This window comes from Pseudomonas shiyinii (genome assembly GCF_056725765.1).
In genome coordinates this window covers 2,277,501-2,296,848 of the sequence record NZ_CM161522.1, presented here as the reverse complement: position 1 = coordinate 2,296,848, position 19,348 = coordinate 2,277,501, and the positions used below count along the sequence as shown (strand labels likewise).

Below are 19,348 nucleotides of genomic sequence, written 5' to 3'. Positions count from 1 at the left end.
CTGACTCGGCTACCTGGGTGGGCTCAGGCACTGAACAGCTGGCGGATTTGTTCGGAAAGGGCGGCGACGTCCTTGCCCAGCAACCAGTCGAGCGTCAGGTACACGGCGACGCAGACCAACGCGATCAACGCCAGGTACACCCACAGCGGGACTTCGTGGCGCAGCATCTGCGACACCTGGTCCGGCAGGGCCCAGTCCGGCGACAGGGTTTTCGGTGGTTTGCGGTAGCGGGCGATGTCCTGGCCCAGGGTGTTGGCCAGGTAGCGCAGCTGGTCGTGCTGGCCGAGGCCGAACTTGCCTTCGAAGCCCAGGGCCAGGCACAGGTGGTACACCTCGAGCACATCGACGTTCTGCTTGACGTCGGCGCGCAGCGCGTCGACCTTCTCGAAGAAGCCCTCACCGGCCAGGTGCACGCCGAAGTAGCGGAACTGCAAAGGTTGCAGCTCGAAGTGCCGGCGCAGCTCGTTGTCGCCCGAGCGCAGCACGCTTTCATCGAGGAAGGCGCACAGGGCGTACTGGGTGTCCTTGACCTGTTCGACGCTGTAGTCGGCGGCGCGGGCTTCGCGCTCGAGGTTGGCGAAGAAGCGCTCCAGGCTGGCCTCGAAAGCCTGCACCGAGGTGACCTGGCGTCCGCGGCGCACGATCAGCGCCATGCTGATGAAATCCTGGACCAGGCCCTTGAGGGGCGGTTTGTCGTGGGCGGCCGCGACGGCACCCTGCTGCAATACGGCTTCGGTCATTTGAGCACCGCCATCAGTTCGAGCTTGAGGTTGGTAAAGGCGCTGGGCGCGTAGAAGCAGATGGTCTGGGCATTCATCATTCGCTCATACACATGGCCGTGGGGCTCGATGGCGAAGTACTGGTTGTCCAGGCGCACCGGGATTGCATTGGGCAGCCGCGCGGCATGGTTGAGGGTGACACCCGGCATGGCGCTGTTGACCACCACCTCGATGTCTTCCGGCGAGCCGACCTTGAACGCCCTGGGTACGAGTTCCAGAAGGCTTGCGCCCGGCATGTCGGCATGCACCGAGATGTAGAAGTCGGCCTCGACCAGGCGGGGGTCGCGCAGCTGACCTTGCCAGTACGACGGCTTGGTCTGGGTGAGGTTGATGACGATGCACTGGTTGGGCACGACGTTGTCGAGCATCACCCGGATCATCTCATCGAGCTTGACCAGCGAGGCGGCCGGGTCGTGGTGGTCGTACTCGGGGATGTCGCTGAGCTGGGTGTCCAGGGTGAAGGTCAGCAGCCCGCCGGCCAGGTCGGCCAGGAACAGGTACAGGCGCTCCGGGTGCAGGCGTGGGTGCGCCAGCAGATGGGCCAACTGCGGGTGGGCGCGGTTGACCGTGTTGAGCAGCCAGAACAGGGTGACGTCGCTGGAGCCGAACTCGGCGATCTGGTCGGCCCGTTCGCGGCGGCGCCCCGACAGCGCCTTGCTCTTGGCCTGCAGGGCGCCGAGCAGGCGCTTGCCGATGCCGGCCAGGGTGTCGTGGCTGCCCAGGTGCAAGGTCGGGTGGACGAAATGCGGGTCGAGGTTGAAACCGCCCATGCTGTTGCGCGTCAGCTTGGCCAACGGGCAGTGGCTGTAGCCGTCGAGGCTGTCGCCATCGACCAGCAGCACCACGTTCAGGCGCAGGCTGGTGATCTCGTTTTCCAGCTCGCCTTCGTTGAGGTCGGGCAGGGTGTCGAACTGTTTGCGAAAGCGACGTGCAGCCTTGTGCTCCTGGCCATCCTCGACGTAGTTCAGGCCGAACGGCTCGGGCAGCTTGAGCGCGGCGTAGACCTTCAGGTCGTTGGCCTTGAGCAGGTCCTTGAGGTCGCGGGCGGCCGGCAGCGGGTCGTGCTGCGGGGCGTCGTACAGGCTGCCGTCGGGGAACACCAGCTTCAGGCGCTTGAGCTGCAGCGACCCGTTGGCCAGGGCGTCCTCGTCCACCTGCAGGGTCTGCACGCCCCAATGGAACGGGGTGCTGCGCAGGGTCGCCTCGGCCAGCTGGTGCTGGTGGAACTCATCCTGGTACTGGAAGTGCTGGGGCAGCAGGAACATGCCTTCCGACCACATCACCCGGCTCTGCTTGCTCATTTGACGCTATCCACTAGAGAGTTGAAGGTTGAATCCATGGCGTTGCGTGCCGACTGGCCAGCGGCGTCGCTGACCTTGTCGATGACCGCGTCCTGCACTTTGTCGGCCAGGGTGGGCGGTGCGTTCTTTTGCTGCTGGGCCGCCAGCTGCTCGGCGGTGGGCGGCTTGTTCAGCACGTCCACGCCGCGCATGGCGGTGATTTCGGTGTTGTCGACGAGGATGCGCAGGCCGTCGGAGGAGAACCAGATGCCGTCCTTGCGCAGCGAGTTGGCATCGAAGGCGACCTTCCAGCGGGCATCCTGTTCGTCGCGGAAGAACGCCGCCACGCCGACATAGCGGGCGTTCTTGGCCAGCGGCCACTGGTCGATCTGGCCCATGCCCGGCAGCAGGGTGATCTCGCGGGCCTCGACCAGGGTGTTGCCCAGGGCTTTTTCCGGTGCGTCCCAGAGGGTGTCGGCGTCGGCCGAGGCGAAGCGCTCGAGGTCGGTCAACTGGTACACGCGCATCACCACCGACAACGGCTTGCCATCGGCACCGGGGTTGAGCGTGTTGCCGCCGTCGGAGGTCAGAATCACTTTCTCGCTGTCGGCCAGCATGTCGGCCGCCCAGCTGTCTTCCATGCGCTTGCCGATTCGGTCGGTGACCCCGCAGCCGGCCAGGGCCAGCAGCAGGGCTGCGGCGGCCAAGCGCTTGAGGGTGGTGTGGTTGTGTTGCATGACGGCTAAACCTCCGGGTACTGGTCAGGCCAGGCGATAGGCGAAGTCGCCATCGCTGCCCAGCTCGATCACAAGGCGTTCGATCGGCATGTCCTGGGCCATGCGCTCGAGCACATGCTGGGCGAGCTCGGGCATCAAGGTCTGGGACAGGATGTTGTCGATGTTGCGCGCACCGCTGTCGACCTCGGTGCAGCGCGCGGCGATGGCCTTGACCAGCGCCTGGTCGTAGGCGAGCTCTGCCTGGTGGTTGCGGGCGAAGCGCTTGGCGATGCGGTCGAGCTTGAGGGCGACGATGCGCTCGAGCACCTGGTCCTGCACCGGGTAGAACGGCACGATGCTCAGGCGGCCGAGGAACGCCGGCTTGAACACGCGGTTGAGTTCGCCGCGCAGGTCTTCGACGATGGCCTCGGGCGTTGGCAGTTGCTCGGCGTTCAGGCAGGTCTGCATGATCCGCTCGGTGCCGGTGTTGGAGGTGAGGATGATCACCGTGTTGCGGAAGTTGATCTCGCGGCCTTCGCCGTCGTCGAGCACGCCTTTGTCGAACACCTGGAAGAACAGTTCGAGCACGTCGGGGTGGGCTTTTTCCACCTCGTCGAGCAGCACCACGCTGTAGGGCTTGCGGCGTACGGCCTCGGTCAGCACACCGCCTTCGCCGTAGCCGACGTAGCCGGGTGGCGAGCCCTTGAGGCTCGACACGGTGTGGGCCTCCTGGTACTCGGACATGTTGATGGTGATCAGGTTGCGCTCGCCGCCGTACAGGGTGTCGGCCAGGGCCAGCGCGGTTTCGGTCTTGCCGACGCCGCTCGGGCCGAGCAGCAGGAACACGCCGATGGGCTTGTTCGGGTCTTCCATGCGCGCCCGGGAGATCTTGATGCGCTTGCCGATCTCGTGCAGGGCATGGTCCTGGCCCAATACGCGCTCGCCGAGCAATGCCGGCAGGCGTTGCACGGTGTCGATTTCGTCACGCAGCATCTTGCCCAGCGGGATCCCGGTCCAGCCGCTGATCACCTGGGCGATGGCACCGGCATCGACCAGTGCGTGCACCAGCGGCTGGTCGCCTTGCACCCGGCCCAGCTCGGCGCGCAGGGCGTTGAGCTGCTGGGCGTCGGCTTCATTGGCGGCATCCAGGGCCTTGAGCTGTTCGACCAGCGCCAGCTCCTGCTGCCATTGCTCGTTGAGCTGCTGTTCGTGCTGCTGCTCGGCTTGCAGGGCGCCCTGCAGCTCGGCCAAGCGGCGGGCATGGTCGTGCCCCTTGGCGGCCTCGTGGTCGAGCACGGCGATCTCGGCCTGCAGGTTGTCGATGTGCCGGCGGCAGTCCTCCAGCGCGCCGGGCTGCGACGACTGCGCCAGGGCGATGCGGGCACAGGCGGTGTCCAGCACGCTGACGGCCTTGTCGGGCAGCTGGCGGCCGGTGATGTAGCGGTTGGACAGGCGCACGGCCTGTACCAGCGCCTCGTCCATGACCGCGACCTTGTGGTGTTCGCGCATCTTGCCGAGCAGGCCGCGCAGCATGTGGATGGCCTTGTCCTCGTCGGGCTCTTCGACCTTGACCACCTGGAAGCGGCGGGCGAGGGCGGCGTCCTTCTCGAAGTACTTCTTGTATTCGGCCCAGGTGGTGGCGGCGATGGTGCGCAGCTCGCCACGGGCCAGGGCCGGCTTGAGCAGGTTGGCGGCGTCGTTCTGCCCGGCCTGGCCACCGGAGCCGATCAGCGTGTGGGCTTCATCGATGAACAGGATGATCGGGTGCAGGCTGCGTTTGACCTCTTCGATGACCGCCTTGAGGCGGTTCTCGAATTCGCCCTTGACCCCGGCACCGGCCTGCAGCAGGCCCAGGTCGAGGGTGTGCAGGGCCACGTCCTTGAGCACGGCGGGCACGTCGCCCTGGGCGATGCGCAGGGCCAGGCCTTCGACCACGGCGGTCTTGCCGACCCCGGCCTCGCCGGTGAGGATCGGGTTGTTCTGGCGGCGACGGGTGAGGATGTCGACCATCTGTCGCACTTCGAACTCGCGGCCCAGCACCGGGTCGATGCGGCCTTCGCGGGCGCTCTGGGTCAGGTTGACGGTGTACTGGTCCAGGGCTGGGGTCTTGCCGCCGGCCTTGCCAGCAGGGGCGACCGGTGCCGCGGGGCTGGCCAGGGGGCTGGCGAGCTTCGACTCGGCGCTGGCTTCGACCAGGGCGGTGAAGTTCAGGCGCAGGTCGTCGACATTGACCTTCTCGAGCTCCGGCGCCGAGGCGATGACCACGCGGCGCAGCTCGGCGTCGTCGAGCAGGGCCAGCAGCAGGTGGCCACTGCGCACCTGGCCGACACCGTACTCGATCGACGCCAGCACCCAGGCCTGCTCGATCAGGCGGGTAATGTGCGGCGACAGCGCCGGTGTGCGGGTATTGCCTTTCTTGAAGGTACCCAGGGCGGTGACCAGTTGCGCCTGCAGGCGTTCGGCGACCACCTCGTAGTGGCGCAGCACCTGCGGCAGGTCGCTGTCGGTATTGTCGAGCAGTTGCAGCAACAGGTGCTCGACCTCGACATCGTAATGCTGCTCCGACAGGCACAGGGCCGCCGCGCTTTCAGTGGCCGTGCGGCTGGTTTCGTTGAGCTTGGCGAACAGAGACTTCAGGTTCACAAGGCGACCCCATCGTAAGGAATGTGGAAGACGGCGCAACGGGAAGGCTCCGCGTCACGACCAGGGCGTTTGAGCCAGCCCAGCCAGCCCAGGGCGACATTGCCGTTGCGGCCCAGCTGGGCGCAGGGCACGGCCTCGCGCTTGAGGCGCGGGGCGATTTCGAAATCGAGTTCGGCACCGATGTAGAAGCGCACCAACTCGACCAGCTTGCGGTAGTCGTCGGTACCGGGCTGGAAGCGCTGGTAGTCGGCCAGTGCCAGAGGGCCCAGCTCGATGCGGATGCACGACTGGTAATCCCATACCCGGTTGCCGGCCACGGCGCTGTGGCCCAGCTGCGCGTTCTTGCGGCCAAGCTGGGTGCACTGTTGCGGTTGCAGCTTCAGCCAGCGCCCGGCGAACTGCTTGACCTTGATCGGCAGCGAGAAATAGAAGCCCAGCATCACCTCCAGGTTGAGGGCGTTGCGTGGCTTCTGGCTGAGCATCCCGGAGAAGTAGCTGAACAGCTCGCGGCGCAGCGCCTGCGGCTGTTCGAACTTCAGTTGCTGGGCGCGTGGGCCCAGGCCCACCAGGTTGAGCAGGTAGCCGTCGAAGCTCGAGGTGCCGTTGCGCTCGTGCTCGATATGGAACTTGTACTTCTGCCACGCCTCGTAGAACAGCGTGGTCATGCGGTGCGAGAAGATGTCCAGGAACGCGTGGGCGGCATCGTCGCGGTATTGCACGTGGCGTTCGAGCAGCAGCTCGGTATAGGGCCGCGGCAGCACGCCCGATGGCCCGACCAGGCCCATGAAGGTGACCTGCACCTCCGACAGCGGCAGCCCGGCCGGCGACACCTTGCCCTCGCGCTCGAAGTGCAGGTCGCTGACCTCGCTGGCCGGGAACGCCAGGGACAGCTGGGTGCGAAAGCGCAGCGGGTCTTCGTGCGGCCGGGTCGCCAGGTCCATACGCCCGGAGCGGCTGTAGTGCAGGCGAAGCAGGCGCACCAATTGGAAGAATTCGAATCGGTGCGGCTCGGCTCGGGCCTGATCGATCAGACCAGGGGCTGATCGCCAGTACGTGCTGGCCATTGGACGACTCTCTTTTCTCGTTGTTGGGTGCGCAGGGTCAGTTGGGTGAAGCTGTTCATCGAGCAGTACTGGCCGAAGAAGTGGTCCAGCACCATGCCGAACAGGAACACGCCACTGCCGGTGAACTGGCTTTCGTCGAAGGTCAGGGTGATGCCCACGCCGCGCACGAAGTTCGGCCGCGGGTGGCCGATGCGCGCGACCACCGGTTCGCTGCTGATGGCCTTGATGCCGTTGATCTGTTTGCGGATCGCCGAGACGTTGCGGTAGTTGTACAGCGACAGCAGTTCGAGCAGCACTTCGCGGCCCTGGCTCACCAGCGACAGGTGGTTGAGCGACAGGTGCGCGATCAGCCGCCAGATCAGGCCCTTGCCCAGCGGTACGCGCACCGTGGCGGTGGGCTTGCGCAGGCAGCGGATGTCCTTGATCACCGAGTTGGCCGGGATGTTGAAGTCGCCACGCTCGCCACCGAAGGGCAGCATCAGGGGTACATCGCGGTTGCTGCAGGTGAGGTTGATGCTCAGGGTGTCGGCGTTGCCGTCGATCAGTTCCAGGTCGCGGTCGACCACACGGATGCTCATGGCGGTGGCATCGCCCTGGTTGCGCCGGCGGGCGATCCAGAAGCTGGTATGGGGGTCCTGCTCGCCACGTGGCTCGAAGAACGGCTGGCAGGTGCCGACCTGGTCGATGCCGCCCAGCTTGCGCACCCGCCGCACGCGGTCGATCGACACCACCTCGGCTGCGTTGTGCAGGCGGATGTCGGGCGTGACCGGGTATTCGTGCTGGGTATGGGTCAGCTTGATCGGCTCGGCCTGCTGGCGGAACAGGTTGATGATCGGCGTGCAGTTGAGCTTGAAGTTGTTGCGCCCGATGTTCTGGGTCAGCCGCGCCAGGCGATCGCTGAGGTCGTAGTCGGAAAAGTAGAAGTTGACCTCGACCTGTTCGATGGCCTTGCCCTGCAGGATGCGGGCGAAGCCGCTGAGGTCGAAGAACATGAATTTGTCGGGGAAGGTGAAGTACTCGTGCAGCAGGCGGTAGCCCAGGAACGAGCGCTCGGAGTAGTCCACCAGGCCTTCGTCGCGGGCATAGCCGACGGCTTTGAGGGCGTTGGCCGGCAGCGCGACCTCACGGGTACGGCCGCCGTCCTGGAAGCTCAGGGTGGCCTTGGCCAGGTTGTTGAACAGCAGCTCGTACAACTGCAGCATCAGCGTGGCTTCGCCATCGAGGAAGAAGCGCAGGCGCTCCAGCTCCATCTGGCCGAACAGCACATCGCCGGTCGCCTCCAGGCGGATGCGCAGGCGTGCCACCAGGTCGGCGCTGTGGCCGTTGAAGGCCGAGCGTTCCATTTCGGCGAACGAGGCGTGCTGCACGGCGATGGGCCAGAGTTCCACCGGGTAGCAGGTGCGGAACTTGCAGACCACGCCGTCGATGGCATTGGCGTGCATCTCGGTGTGGCGTGCCACGTGATAGGCCTCGGTGACCTTCTCGTGCTTGCCCAGGGTCAGCTCGGCGATCGACATCGACGGGGTAGGGCGCAGGTAGTGCGGGTACAGCACCTCGAGGAAGGACTCGACGATTTCCGGGAACTCGTCATCGAGCTTCTTGTGCACCCGCGCAGACAGGAACGAGAACGCCTCGATCAGGCGCTCGGTGTGCGGGTCCTCGCAGTTGTCGCCCTCGATCAGCAGCCGTGAGGCGATTTTCGGGTACTGCGCGGCGAACTCCTGGCCGAGGAAGCGCAGGTGCGACAGTTCCTTTTCGTAGTAGGGCAGCAGTTCGTCGAGCATCAGTTGAGGTTCTGCACTTTGTATTCCTGGGTGTTGACCTGCAGCACGGCGTCGAACGACACCTGGCGGCTGATGTCCTGCAGACGCAGCACGGCGTCCACGCGGAAGGTCAACATGCGGTGCCCGTTCTGCTGGGCCAACAGCTGTACGCGAACCCGGCGGAAACGCCGGTCGCCGGTGCTGATCGCCCGCTCCAGCTGTTGCTGGATGAGCCGGCGATCCTGCGGGTCGAGCACGCTGCGGCTGATGAAGTCGGGCATGCCATATTCGAGAATGGTGCCGCCGAGCTGGCTGAAGCCTTCGAGCTCCTCGGCGACCAGGGATTGGCGAGTGTTCACCAGCACTTCCAGGTCGCGCACGATGCTCGCCTTGTACTCGGCCAGCGAACAGGTGCGCTGCGTGGCCGGCTCGGCCGACTGGTACGGACGGTCGTCCAGCAGTCGGTCGAGCAGCGAGGGCAGCAGGCGGGCCTGGTTACTCATGTGTCAATCCCTGTACACATTCCGTTCACATGGGCCGTCAGCCGCGGGCGCCTTGCGGCAGCTCCGCGACCAGGCGCAGCGAGGCGGTCAGTTCGTCGAGCTGGTAGTGCGGGCGCAGGTAGGTCACGGCCTTGTACACACCCGGTTTGCCTGGCACCTCGAACACCTCGGCGCGGGCTTCGCGCAGCGGGAACTTGGCCTTGGCTTCCTGGCTGGCGGTGTCGTCGAGCAATACGTAGCTGGCCAGCCACTGGTTGAGGAAGCGCTCCACATCCATGCGCGAGGCGAAGCTGCCGATCTTGTCGCGCATGATCGCCTTCATGTAGTGGGCGATGCGCGACGTGGCGAAGATGTACTGCAGTTGCGCCGAGAGGCGTGCGTTGGCGTTGGCGATATCAGTGTTGTACTGCTTCTGCTTCTGCGCCGACTGGGTGCCGAAGAACGCGGCGTAGTCGGTGCCCTTGCAGTGCACCAGGGGGATGAAGCCCAGGTCCGAGAGCTCTTTTTCACGACGGTCGGTGATGGCGATCTCGGTGGGGCACTTGAGGGCGATTTCGCCGTCGTCGGTCTTGAAGGTGTGGGTGGGCAGGCCTTCGACCAGGCCACCGCCTTCAACGCCACGAATGGCCACGCACCAGCCGTAGCGGGCGAATGCATCGGTAACGCGGGTGCCGAGGGCGTAGGCGGCGTTCATCCACAGGTACTTGTTGTGGTCGCGGCCGTCGACGCTTTCGACGAAGTTGAACTCCTCGACCGGGGTGGTATCCGGGCCGTAGGGCAGGCGGCCGAGCACGTGTGGCAGGGTCAGGCCGACGTAGCGCGAATCTTCAGAGGCGCGGAACGACTTCCATTTGGCGTACTCGACGGTGTCGAAGATTTTCGCCAGGTCGCGCGGGCCAGACATCTCGGTGAACGAATCCCAGCCGAACAGTTCGGGCGAGGCGGCCGAAATGAACGGCGCGTGGGCCGCGGCGGCGACGTGCGAGATTTCCTCGAGCAGGTACATGTCCTCGGGGTTGCGATTGAACTCGTAATCGCCGATCAACATGCCGAACGGGGCGCCGCCGAAGGTGCCGTACTCTTCTTCGTAGACCTTCTTGAACAGTGCGCTCTGGTCGAATTCGCTGGCGGCCTTGAGGTCGCGCACCAGGTCCTTCTTCGAGGCGTTGAGCAGGTGGATCTTCAGCGTGGTGCTGGTCTCGGTCTGGTCGACCTGGTATTTCAGGCCGCGCCAGGAGGCTTCCAGCTGCTGGAACTCACGGGCGTGCATGATCTCGTTCATCTGCTCGGAGAGCATCGCGTCGATCTCGGCGATGCGGGCGTCGAGCACGGCGATCAGGTCCTTGCTCGGGGTCATTTCGCCCTCGAGTACCTGGCTCACCAGTTCACCGATCAGGTCGCGGGTGCGGCTGCGCTCGGTCTCGGAGCGGGCCACGCGGCTTTGCGAGATGATGCTGTCGAGCAGCGAGGACTGCGGCGCGAAGGATTCCACTTCCACCAGGTCGGCAGCCTGTTGCGGCATGGTTTGCTTGTCGGTCATGTTCAGGCTCCTGCTCAGGCGCGATCGTCGCTGGATGGATCTTTCACTTCGGCTTCACGGCCGAATTCCTTGCCCAGGGTCTTGAGCTTCTCGGTGTTCTGCAGCACGTCCATGAGCAGCTCTTCGAGCTTGTCGTTGCCGCCCATCTTGTTGCGCAGGTCGGCCAGCTTGTTGCGCACCTCGAGCAGCTTGCGCAGCGGCTCGACCTGCTTGACCACGTTCTGCGGCTCGAAGTCCTCGAGGCTGTTGAAGTTCAGCTCGACGCCCAGCTGGGTGCCGTTCTTGGCCAGGGTGTTGTCGACGCGGTAGGTCAGGCGCGGCTTGATGCCCTTGAGCACGCCGTTGAAGTTGTCGCGGTCGATGTAGACGAACTTGCGGTCCTTGAGCTTGGGCAGCGGCTCCAGCGGGTTGCCGGAGAAATCGCCCAGCACGCCGACGACAAAGGGCAGTTCCTTTTTCTCGATTGCATCGCCGATGTCCACGTCGTAGGTGATGTGGACCCGAGGCGCGCGAACGCGGTCGAGTTTGTGCTGGGTGCTTTCCTTCTTCGCCATCGTGATCTCCAGTGCGAGCAATTCGCTGCGAATCATTGCGCGGCCCGCTGCCGGGCGCTGCGCGTTACAGTCCTTCGATCGTCAGCAACAGGCGCTGACGGATTTCGTCGTTCATTTCCAGTATGTTGTCGCGCCCCACCAGCTCTTCGAAGCTGGTGTTGCCGGCAATTTGCGTGCTGCTACGGATGACCGAATCGTCGGGAAGTTCCGAACGTACCGGTGAGCTGATGATGCAGAAGGGCAGGTCGCCGAAGCCTTTGAGGCGTTCGAAGCCAAGGGCGAAGCGCAGGCCTTCGAACAGGCGGCCAAGCCCTGGCGATTTGCTCAGGCAGTAGAACAGCACCAGGTAGTGCACCACGAAGCGGTACAGCTCGGCGCTGCTGCGGTCGGGGTCCTTGATGACGGTGCGAAAACGTGCCAGGTCGAAACCCTGGTAGCCGACGACCCAGCGCACGGGGCTGCTGATGCGGATGACCTGGCCGCCCGGGGCGAGGGCCTTGTCGTATTCCAGCGGGAAGAGTTCGGGGGTGGTGCTGATCAGGTTGAGCGGTACGTCCAGCTCGCTGACCAGTTGGAACGGGGCGGCCGAACCGATGCGCTCGTAGAGTTCGATGAGCGACTGGAAGTGGCCTTGGGTTTCGCGGCCACTGCTGCGTTGCGCACCTTGCAGGTACTCACCGAAGAAGGCCTGGGGACGGATCAGCGGAGCGAGGCTCGCGAGATAGTCCGACGCCTGCGCCTTGAGCGCATCGGAAATCGCACGGGTCTGGCTGCGTAGCTTGATCAGTGCTTCAACATCGAACGTCTGTGTCATTCGGGTGCATCGTCCTTGAGCCTTCGTGTTCGTCCCACGACGCCTAGGGAGGCGTGGACCTGAAGGGCATTTCGTTCTCGTTCGCCGCGCAAAAAAACGTGCGGCGAACCCTGGATCAACCGTGCTGGCAAAAAAATATCGTGGTGCCAGCAATGCCCTGTAGGGCAGCTCCTTTGGGAAGAAGTTCCAGTTAGGAATTGGATTTTTTCCCGGTTTTGTGACGCACTGCAATGATGTCTAAGTGATATCAAGCGCCCGGATCAGCGCTGCAAAATGGCCTGCAGGCCAGGAATTTAAAGGGGTTTGTCGTTGCTGGTTGGATCCAATGGGCGGTTCAATGTTTTTTTTCAAAAAGTGAACCAGGTCGCCCTTTGGTCGCCTGGTTTTCGCTCAAAAGAGGGATCAGAGCGAGGTAGCCAATGATGGCAACTTGAGCGTCGGCTGGTGATTTTTTGCACAAATGCTGGTGTGGGCGAGGCGCTTGCCAGGCGATGGCAGGGCTCGCCCAATCGCGGGGCAAGCCCGCTCCCACAAATGGCTGTGTAGCCCTGGGCCGCCCGTTCAGGCGAAGCACGCGCGAATCCATTCGTACAGGCTCGCACCTTCTCGAGACAGCTCACTGTCCGCGCGTCGGCACAGGTAGTAGCCACGGCCGTCGTCCAACGCATGCTCGAACAGCTTGACCAATGCACGGCTGTCCCGCTGCGCCGCCACCAGGGGTTCGCGCAGCAGGGCGCAGCCCAGCCCACGCAAGGCTGCGGTAAGTGCCAGTTGGCCGTCCTCGAACAGCAAGCCCTGCAACGGGGCTGGGTGGCGTATGCCGGCACTGTGCAGCCACTGGGGCCAGGTACTGCGGTCTTCGTCATGCAACAGGGGCATGCGCGCCAGCGCCAGGGGCGGGTCGAGCGGGCCGAAGCGGGCGAGCAGAGAGGGGCTGCACCAGGCGGTCACGGCGCCGCTGATCAGCGGCTCGCTGTGGTAGCCGGCCCAATGCCCGGTGCCGAAGCGGATGGAGATGTCGGCGGCGTCGCTGGGGTAGCTGCGGTGGTTGGCGTAGGTGACGTTGACGTCCACGCCGGGATTGGCGGCCAGGAACTCGCTCAACCGCGGGATGAACAGGTTCAGGCCGAACAGGGGGATCAGGCTGACGGTTACCTGGCGCGTGGCATTCTGCTCCCGTGCATGCTCGGTGGCGCTGCGCAGCACCGCGAAGGCCGAGCGAATGGCGCGGTAGTACTCGCGGCCCTGCTCGGTGAGGATCAGGTTGCGGCCCTGGCGCAGGGTCAGCGGCAGGCCGAGGAAGTCCTCCAGCAGGCGCAACTGATGGCTGATGGCGGAGGCCGAGACGTTCAGTTCCCTGGCGGCTGCGTTGACACCGCCATGCCGGGCAAACGCCTCGAACGTACGCACGGCGCGCAAGGGCGGATCGGTGTCAAATTGTTCGATTAAATTCATGTGTTGAGATTAATTGGTGAATTTTGCCTAGAAAAACCCAAATATGGTGGGCTTTCAAGGGTTATTTGTCGGTATTCATTCATTCAAGTTGATTAAATCAGAACGGTTGCCTTACCGTGCAGACACAACAGAACCGCTGCCTGAGAGGTCATCCCGACATGAGTGCAATCGACGGAGAACTGGGCATTCTTGCCCGCCGGCGCATCGAGGCCGAGATCATTAAACCCATCTACGAAATCCTCGTGCGCGACTATGGCAAGCAGAAGGCCCAGGCGGTGATCGGCGAGGCAGTGTCCGGGGCGGCGGTCGCTGCCGGGCGCCATTTCGCCTCGCGCGAGCCGGAGGGCCCGAGCCTGGCGGGCTTCGTGGCACTCCAAGCCCTGTGGGAGAAGGACGATGCGCTGGAGGTGGAGGTGATCGCCAGCGATGCCACCCGCTACGACTATGACGTGCACCGCTGCCGGTATGCAGAGATGTACCAGGCGATGGGGTTGGGCGAAATCGGCCATCTGCTCTCGTGCAACCGCGACGAAGTGTTCATCGTCGGCTACGACCCGAGCGTGAGCCTGACGCGTACCCAGACCATCATGGGGGGTGCGCCGTGCTGCGACTTCCGTTATCGCCTCAAGGAGCAGCAGCCATGAGCGGCGTGCCAAGGGTCGATGGCGCGCGCTTTTGGGATTCACTCATGGAAATGGCGCGCATCGGCGCCACGCCAGCCGGCGGGGTGACGCGCCTGGCCTTGACCGAGGAGGACCGCCAGGGGCGCGACCTGTTCGTGCGCTGGGCGCAACAGGCAGGGTGCACCGTGCGCGTGGATGCCATGGGCAATATCTTTTCCCGTAGGGCTGGCGCCCGGGACGACCTGGCGCCGGTCATCACCGGTTCCCACGGCGACTCGCAACCTGCGGGCGGGAAGTTCGACGGTATCTATGGCGTGCTCGCCGGCATCGAAGTGTTGCGCACCTTGAACGACCTTGGGATCGAGACCGAGCGGCCGATCGAGGTGGTGAACTGGACCAACGAGGAAGGGTCGCGCTTCGCCCCGGCGATGATCGCTTCGGGGGTGTTCGCCGGGGTCTATGACCTGGCGTATGGCCTGTCGCGCACCGATGCCGAGGGCGTCACCCTGGGCCAGGCCCTGCAGCAAATCGGCTATGCCGGCCCGGAGCCGGTGGGCGGTCGGGCTATTCATGCGGCGTTCGAACTGCACATCGAGCAAGGCCCGATCCTGGAAGCGGCGGGCGTCGACATTGGCGTGGTAAGCGGTGCTCAGGGCCAGCGCTGGTATGAGGTCGAACTGACCGGGCGCAGTGCCCATGCCGGTACCACGCCGATGTCGCACCGGCTGGATGCAGGGCTGGGGTTGGCGCGGGTGATCGAGCAGGTGCATGCGCTTGGGGTCGAGCAAGGCGATGACGGTCGGGCCACGGTAGGCTGGGTGAATTTGTACCCCAACTCGCGCAACGTGGTCCCTGGGCGGGCGGTGTGCAGCGTGGAGTTCCGCCACCCCAGCGAGGCTGTGCTGGAGGCCCTGGAGGCACGTTTGTACGCTGGGGTGGCAGGTATCGCCGAGGGCCTTGGGTTGGAGCAGCAGGTGAAGCGGATCTTCCAGTACGCGCCCATCCAGTTCGACCCGGGGTGCGTGGCGGACGTGGCCGAGGCGGCACGCGCCCATGGCTACAGCCAGCGGCCGATGATTTCCGGCGCGGGGCACGATGCCTGCTACCTGAGCAAGGTCGCGCCTACGGCGATGATCTTCGTGCCCTGTGTTGAGGGGTTGAGCCATAACGAGGCCGAGCATATCCACCCGCATTGGGCCGAGGCCGGGGCCAATGTGCTGCTGGGGGCGATGTTGGCGAAGGCGGGTGTGATCACCTCTTGAGCGCTGCATGGCTCTTGTGGGAGCGGGCTTGCCCCGCGATCAAGGGCGAAGCCCTTGCCATGCAGCTGCGATGGCAGGACCGTCCCAATCGCGGGACAAGTCGGACCGCCGCACCGCCGCTCCTACACGGGCAGCATTGGCCGCTTGTTCTCTGCGCGACAGCGCAGCCCGAAGGGCTGGGTAATCTCCCACAAAGGACGGTGCCCAGCCAATTGCAGGGGCCACCCACACATTCGGGGTATGTTCCAAGCCGCCGAATCTTCCGATAGTAACGCCACCAGCTCATCCCGAGCAGTCACACGATGGAGTTGCTATGGGCAAGGCACTGAAGGTGATTGGCAGTCTGTTGTTGGCCTCCTGCGCCAGCGCCACGCAGGCGGCGGAGGCAGATGCGAGCAATACGCTGCGGCTGTACAACTGGACCGACTACATCGGCGAGACCACCCTGGCGGACTTCGAGAAGGCCACTGGCATCAAGGTGATCTATGACACCTTCGATGGTTACGAAACCGTGCAGACCAAGCTGCTGACCGGGCGTTCCGGCTACGACCTGGTCATGCTCAACGCCTCCCTGGTGCCGCCGCTGATCCAGGCCGGGGTGTTCCAACCGCTGGACAAAGGTCAGTTGCCGAGCTGGCACAACCTGGACGCCAAGGTGGTCGCACAGCTGCAAAGCTACGACCCGGGCCTGAAGTACTCGGCACCCTATACCTGGGGCAGTTCAGGCGTGACCTACAACGTCGACAAGATCAAGGCCCGCATGCCCGACGCCCCCATCGGCTCGCTGGCGATGCTGTTCGACCCCAAGGTCGTCTCGCGCTTCGCCGACTGCGGCGTGACGCTGATGGATGCACCCAGCGAGGTGATCCCGCTGGCCCTGCAATACCTGGGCAAGGACCCGCACAGCGCCGCGCCCGCCGACCTGAAGGCGGCCGAAGACCTGCTCATGGGCATTCGCCCCTATGTGAAGAAGTTCGACTCGGTCAACTACCTCACCAGCCTGCCCAACGGCGACACCTGCCTGGCCTTGACCTGGTCGGGCGACTACGCCACCGCCCAGGCCCGCGCCGAGGAGGCGAAGAAGGACATCACGCTGGACTTCTTCATTCCCAAGGAAGGCTCGTTGATCTGGTTCGACAACCTGTACCTGCCCAAGGATGCGCCCCATGCGGCGAACGCGCACCGCTTCATCGAGTTCCTGCTGCAACCACAGACCATGGCCAAGGTGACCAATTACATCCACTACGCCAACAGCAACGCCGCCGCTACGCCGCTGGTGCAGGCGGGCATCCGCGCCAATCCGGCGATCTACCCCGACGACGCCACCCGCAGCCGCCTTTTTGCACAGAAAACCCAGGCGCCCCGGGACATGCGCGCCATCACCCGGGTGTGGAGCACGGTCAAGACCGGCCTGTGAACCGATTTCCCTATCATATTTCCCGCAAGGAGCTGCCCCATGGCCATGCCAAGCCAAGCAGTCGCTTCGACACTCATCCAGGACCCACTGGTGGAGGCCGACAAGGCCCACTACATGCACGGCTACCACATGTTCGACGAGCACCGTGAGCAGGGCGCGCTGAACATCGTCGCCGGGCAGGGCGCCTACATTCGTGATACCGAGGGCAACCGGTTCCTCGATGCCGTGGGCGGGATGTGGTGCACCAACATCGGCCTGGGCCGCGAGGAGATGGCCCAGGCCATTGCCGACCAGGTGCGCAAGCTGGCGTATTCCAACCCGTTCTCCGACATGGCCAACGACGTGGCCATCCAGCTGTGCCAGAAGCTCGCGCAGCTGGCGCCGGGCGACCTGGACCATGTGTTTCTCACCACCGGCGGCTCTACTGCCGTGGACACCGCCTACCGCCTGATCCAGTATTACCAGAACTGCCGGGGCAAGCCGCACAAGAAGCACATCATCGCCCGTTTCAACGCCTACCACGGCTCGACCACGCTGACCATGTCGATCGGCAACAAGGCGGCCGACCGGGTGCCGGAGTTCGACTACCTGCATCCGTTGATCCACCATGTCTCCAACCCCAACCCGTACCGTGCCCCGGACGACATGGACGAGGCCGAGTTCCTCGACTTCCTGGTGGCCGAGTTCGAGGACAAGATCCTGTCGCTGGGCGCGGACAACGTGGCGGCGTTCTTCGCCGAGCCGATCATGGGCTCGGGCGGCGTGATCATCCCGCCCAAGGGCTATTTCCTGCGCATGTGGCAGCTGTGCCAGACCTACGACATCCTGTTCGTGGCCGACGAAGTGGTGACCTCGTTCGGGCGTCTGGGCACGTTCTTCGCCAGCGAAGAGCTGTTCGGCGTGCAGCCGGACATCATCACCACCGCCAAGGGGCTGACGTCGGCCTACCTGCCACTGGGCGCGTGCATCTTCTCCGAGCGGATCTGGCAGGTGATCGCCGAGCCGGGCAAGGGGCGCTGCTTCACCCATGGCTTCACCTACAGCGGCCACCCGGTGTGCTGCACTGCGGCGCTGAAGAACATCGAGATCATCGAGCGGGAGAACCTGCTGGCGCATGTGAACGATGTGGGCACATATCTGGAGCAGCGCCTGGGCAGCCTGCGCGAGCTGCCGCTGGTGGGCGACGTGCGCTGCATGAAGCTGATGGCGTGCGTCGAGTTCGTCGCCGACAAGGCCAGCAAGGCACTGTTCGACGATGCGGTGAACATCGGCGAACGCATCCATCGCAAGGCTCAGGCCAAGGGGCTGCTGGTGCGGCCGATCATGCACCTGAACGTGATGTCGCCACCGCTGGTGATCACCCACGCCCAGGTGGACGAGATCGTCCAGACCCTGCGCCACTGTATCCTCGAGACCGCCGAGGAGCTGCGCGCCGAAGGGCTGTACCAGGGGCGATGAGCCACCTGGAGCGGGCTGTGCGCCCCCATGCCCGGCAGGTTAGACTGCCGGGCATGACCCAGCCCTCCCTCGATACACCCGTCACCCTGAGCTTCGGCGCGCTACAGCAGTGGCATGCCGCCCTGCAGCAGGCGTTCGCCAGCAGCGAAACCCCGGATGCCCTGGCGCACCTGGCAACGGCCATCGGCCGGCTGGTGTCGGTGGAGTCGATGATGATCAGCCTCGAATGCCGGGGCCGGGCGCCACGGCTGCTGTACCAGCAAGGCATTCCTGAGTGCCACCGTGATGCGGTGCTCAACCGTTACTTCGCGGCCGGCTACCTGCTCGACCCATTCTGCCTGGCGGTGGAGAACGGTCTGGCCGAGGGTTTCTACCACCTGGAAGACATTGCCCCGGACAACTTCTTCGACAGCGACTACTACAAGGCTTATTACCTGGGCACTGGCTGTAGCGAAGACAGCTACTTCATCGCCGACATCGCCGAAGACCGCAAGCTATCCCTGAGTCTGTTCCAGGGCTGCAGTGGCACGCGCCTGAGCGCTGGGCAGGTGGACCTGCTGCGGGCGGTGGAACCGATGGTGCGGGAGCTGCTGGGGCGCTATGCCCGGCATCACCTGCTGGAGGCGCCAGGGGCGTCGGAGGCGGGCGGCTTGCAGGCGGCCTTCGACAGTTTTGGTTGCCAGGTGCTCACTGACCGTGAGCGGCAGGTGGCGCACATGATTTTGCGTGGGCATTCGGTGAAGTCCACGGCCATCGAGCTGGGGATCTCGCCGGAGACCGTGCGCATGCATCGCAAGAACCTGTACCTGAAGCTTGGGATCAACTCGCAGTCCGAGTTGTTTGCCCGGTTTATCGATTGGTTGAGGCAGGGGTAGGACACGGGCGAAGGCTTGTGTTGCCGTTGCGGGCCAATCGCTGGCAAGCCGGCTCCCACAAAAAGCGGTGCCGCTTCTACAGGTTGTGGGAGGGCCCTTGTGAGGGCGTCTGCACCCGCTGGGTTTCTTCCTCCAGGTAGGTCAACAGTGCGCTCACCTCGGTGTCGCCCAGGCGCAGGTTGGGCATGGCCAGGCCTTTGTACTGGTCGTACAGCAACATGGCCAGCGGGTCTTTTTCGGCAAGCATGCGGTCGGGCTCCTTCAGCCAGCGCACCAGCCAGCGAGCATCGCGTTGCCGGGTGACGCCCAGCAGGTCGGGGCCGATCCCGCCCGAGGCGCTGGGCCCGGCGTCGCCAAGGCTGTGGCAGGAGGAACAGCGGGTCCTGAAAATCTGCTCGCCCGTGCTGGGCGTACGAATCTGTGTGGCCTGGGCTACAGCCGTTTCCGGCAGTTTCCAGTTGTGCAGGCTCTTGCCCAGGCGGTCGGCCAGGATGTAGGGGCTTTCGAAGGGCGAGGCCTTCATCCAGCGGCCGGTGGCCTGATTGCCGATGATCAGGCTCAGGTTGTGGTCCTTGGAGCGGCCATTGTCCAGGCCTTCGATG

General features: G+C 64.6%; 17 protein-coding genes (1 of these 17 running past the window's edge). 5 read left to right on the top strand and 12 right to left on the bottom strand.

The annotated features are described in order from the left end of the window. Window positions 1-23 precede the first annotated feature (23 nt). The 11 genes from icmH to ACXHGZ_RS10345 all read right to left on the bottom strand — a co-directional run bounded on the left by icmH (window position 24) and on the right by ACXHGZ_RS10345 (window position 13,111). Window positions 24-740 (bottom strand): type IVB secretion system protein IcmH/DotU, encoded by a 717-nt coding sequence (gene icmH / locus ACXHGZ_RS10395; protein ID WP_324814874.1) that lies wholly within the window; start codon window positions 738-740, stop codon window positions 24-26. Then, entirely contained in the window at window positions 737-2,080 is a 1,344-nt protein-coding gene (tssK, locus tag ACXHGZ_RS10390; RefSeq protein WP_084857834.1) for a type VI secretion system baseplate subunit TssK, read from the bottom strand. The genes icmH and tssK overlap by 4 nt, the downstream gene beginning before the upstream one ends. Then, window positions 2,077-2,796 carry a type VI secretion system lipoprotein TssJ gene (gene tssJ / locus ACXHGZ_RS10385; protein WP_480463715.1) on the bottom strand — a complete coding sequence of 240 codons (720 nt, stop codon included), beginning with the start codon at window positions 2,794-2,796 and terminating at the stop codon, window positions 2,077-2,079. The genes tssK and tssJ overlap by 4 nt, the downstream gene beginning before the upstream one ends. Before the next feature lie 24 nt (window positions 2,797-2,820). Beyond that, the gene (gene tssH, locus ACXHGZ_RS10380) at window positions 2,821-5,418 is read right to left on the bottom strand and encodes a type VI secretion system ATPase TssH (protein WP_480463714.1); all 2,598 of its coding nucleotides are present in this window, start codon (window positions 5,416-5,418) and stop codon (window positions 2,821-2,823) included. Continuing rightward, entirely contained in the window at window positions 5,415-6,482 is a 1,068-nt protein-coding gene (gene tssG / locus ACXHGZ_RS10375) for a type VI secretion system baseplate subunit TssG (RefSeq protein ID WP_084857837.1), read from the bottom strand. Before tssG ends, tssH begins: the two co-directional genes overlap by 4 nt. Then, window positions 6,446-8,266, bottom strand: coding sequence for a type VI secretion system baseplate subunit TssF (tssF, locus tag ACXHGZ_RS10370; protein ID WP_084857838.1), 1,821 nt, complete (start codon window positions 8,264-8,266; stop codon window positions 6,446-6,448). The genes tssG and tssF overlap by 37 nt, the downstream gene beginning before the upstream one ends. Further along, window positions 8,266-8,748 (bottom strand): type VI secretion system baseplate subunit TssE, encoded by a 483-nt coding sequence (gene tssE, locus ACXHGZ_RS10365; RefSeq protein WP_084857839.1) that lies wholly within the window; start codon window positions 8,746-8,748, stop codon window positions 8,266-8,268. The genes tssF and tssE overlap by 1 nt, the downstream gene beginning before the upstream one ends. A gap of 37 nt (window positions 8,749-8,785) precedes the next feature. After that, complete coding sequence (gene tssC, locus ACXHGZ_RS10360; RefSeq protein WP_084857840.1) at window positions 8,786-10,288, bottom strand: type VI secretion system contractile sheath large subunit; 1,503 nt, start codon at window positions 10,286-10,288, stop codon at window positions 8,786-8,788. A 14-nt stretch (window positions 10,289-10,302) separates the two neighbouring features. Continuing rightward, on the bottom strand, window positions 10,303-10,842 hold the full coding sequence (gene tssB, locus ACXHGZ_RS10355) for a type VI secretion system contractile sheath small subunit (RefSeq protein WP_003248358.1): 540 nt from the start codon (window positions 10,840-10,842) through the stop codon (window positions 10,303-10,305). Between the two features lie 64 nt (window positions 10,843-10,906). Further along, window positions 10,907-11,656, bottom strand: a complete 750-nt coding sequence (locus ACXHGZ_RS10350) for a hypothetical protein (RefSeq protein ID WP_480463712.1) — start codon at window positions 11,654-11,656, stop codon at window positions 10,907-10,909. Window positions 11,657-12,217: 561 nt separating this feature from the next. Further along, complete coding sequence (locus tag ACXHGZ_RS10345) at window positions 12,218-13,111, bottom strand: LysR substrate-binding domain-containing protein (protein ID WP_480463710.1); 894 nt, start codon at window positions 13,109-13,111, stop codon at window positions 12,218-12,220. Between the two features lie 158 nt (window positions 13,112-13,269). Between ACXHGZ_RS10345 and ACXHGZ_RS10340 the strand changes: the two genes are divergently transcribed. From ACXHGZ_RS10340 to ACXHGZ_RS10320, 5 genes are all read left to right on the top strand, one after another. Continuing rightward, a complete protein-coding gene (locus ACXHGZ_RS10340) occupies window positions 13,270-13,755 on the top strand; it encodes an L-2-amino-thiazoline-4-carboxylic acid hydrolase (protein WP_224455753.1) in 486 nt (161 codons plus the stop codon). Further along, window positions 13,752-14,996, top strand: coding sequence for a Zn-dependent hydrolase (locus ACXHGZ_RS10335; RefSeq protein WP_480463709.1), 1,245 nt, complete (start codon window positions 13,752-13,754; stop codon window positions 14,994-14,996). The genes ACXHGZ_RS10340 and ACXHGZ_RS10335 overlap by 4 nt, the downstream gene beginning before the upstream one ends. 313 nt (window positions 14,997-15,309) lie before the next feature. After that, window positions 15,310-16,413: a polyamine ABC transporter substrate-binding protein gene (locus tag ACXHGZ_RS10330; RefSeq protein WP_480463708.1), complete on the top strand. Its 1,104-nt coding sequence runs from the start codon at window positions 15,310-15,312 to the stop codon at window positions 16,411-16,413. Between the two features lie 39 nt (window positions 16,414-16,452). Next, window positions 16,453-17,871: an aminotransferase gene (locus ACXHGZ_RS10325; RefSeq protein ID WP_480463706.1), complete on the top strand. Its 1,419-nt coding sequence runs from the start codon at window positions 16,453-16,455 to the stop codon at window positions 17,869-17,871. A gap of 53 nt (window positions 17,872-17,924) precedes the next feature. Next, on the top strand, window positions 17,925-18,746 hold the full coding sequence (locus ACXHGZ_RS10320; protein WP_465001099.1) for a helix-turn-helix transcriptional regulator: 822 nt from the start codon (window positions 17,925-17,927) through the stop codon (window positions 18,744-18,746). Between the two features lie 76 nt (window positions 18,747-18,822). Here the strand turns inward: ACXHGZ_RS10320 and ACXHGZ_RS10315 are convergent, their stop codons facing one another. Continuing rightward, window positions 18,823-19,348, bottom strand: the 3' portion of a protein-coding gene (locus ACXHGZ_RS10315) for an SCO family protein (protein WP_368828948.1). 455 nt of this gene lie beyond the right edge of the window; 526 of the gene's 981 nt are visible here — the last part of the coding sequence; its start codon lies beyond the right edge, outside the window — the gene reads right to left on this strand; its stop codon occupies window positions 18,823-18,825.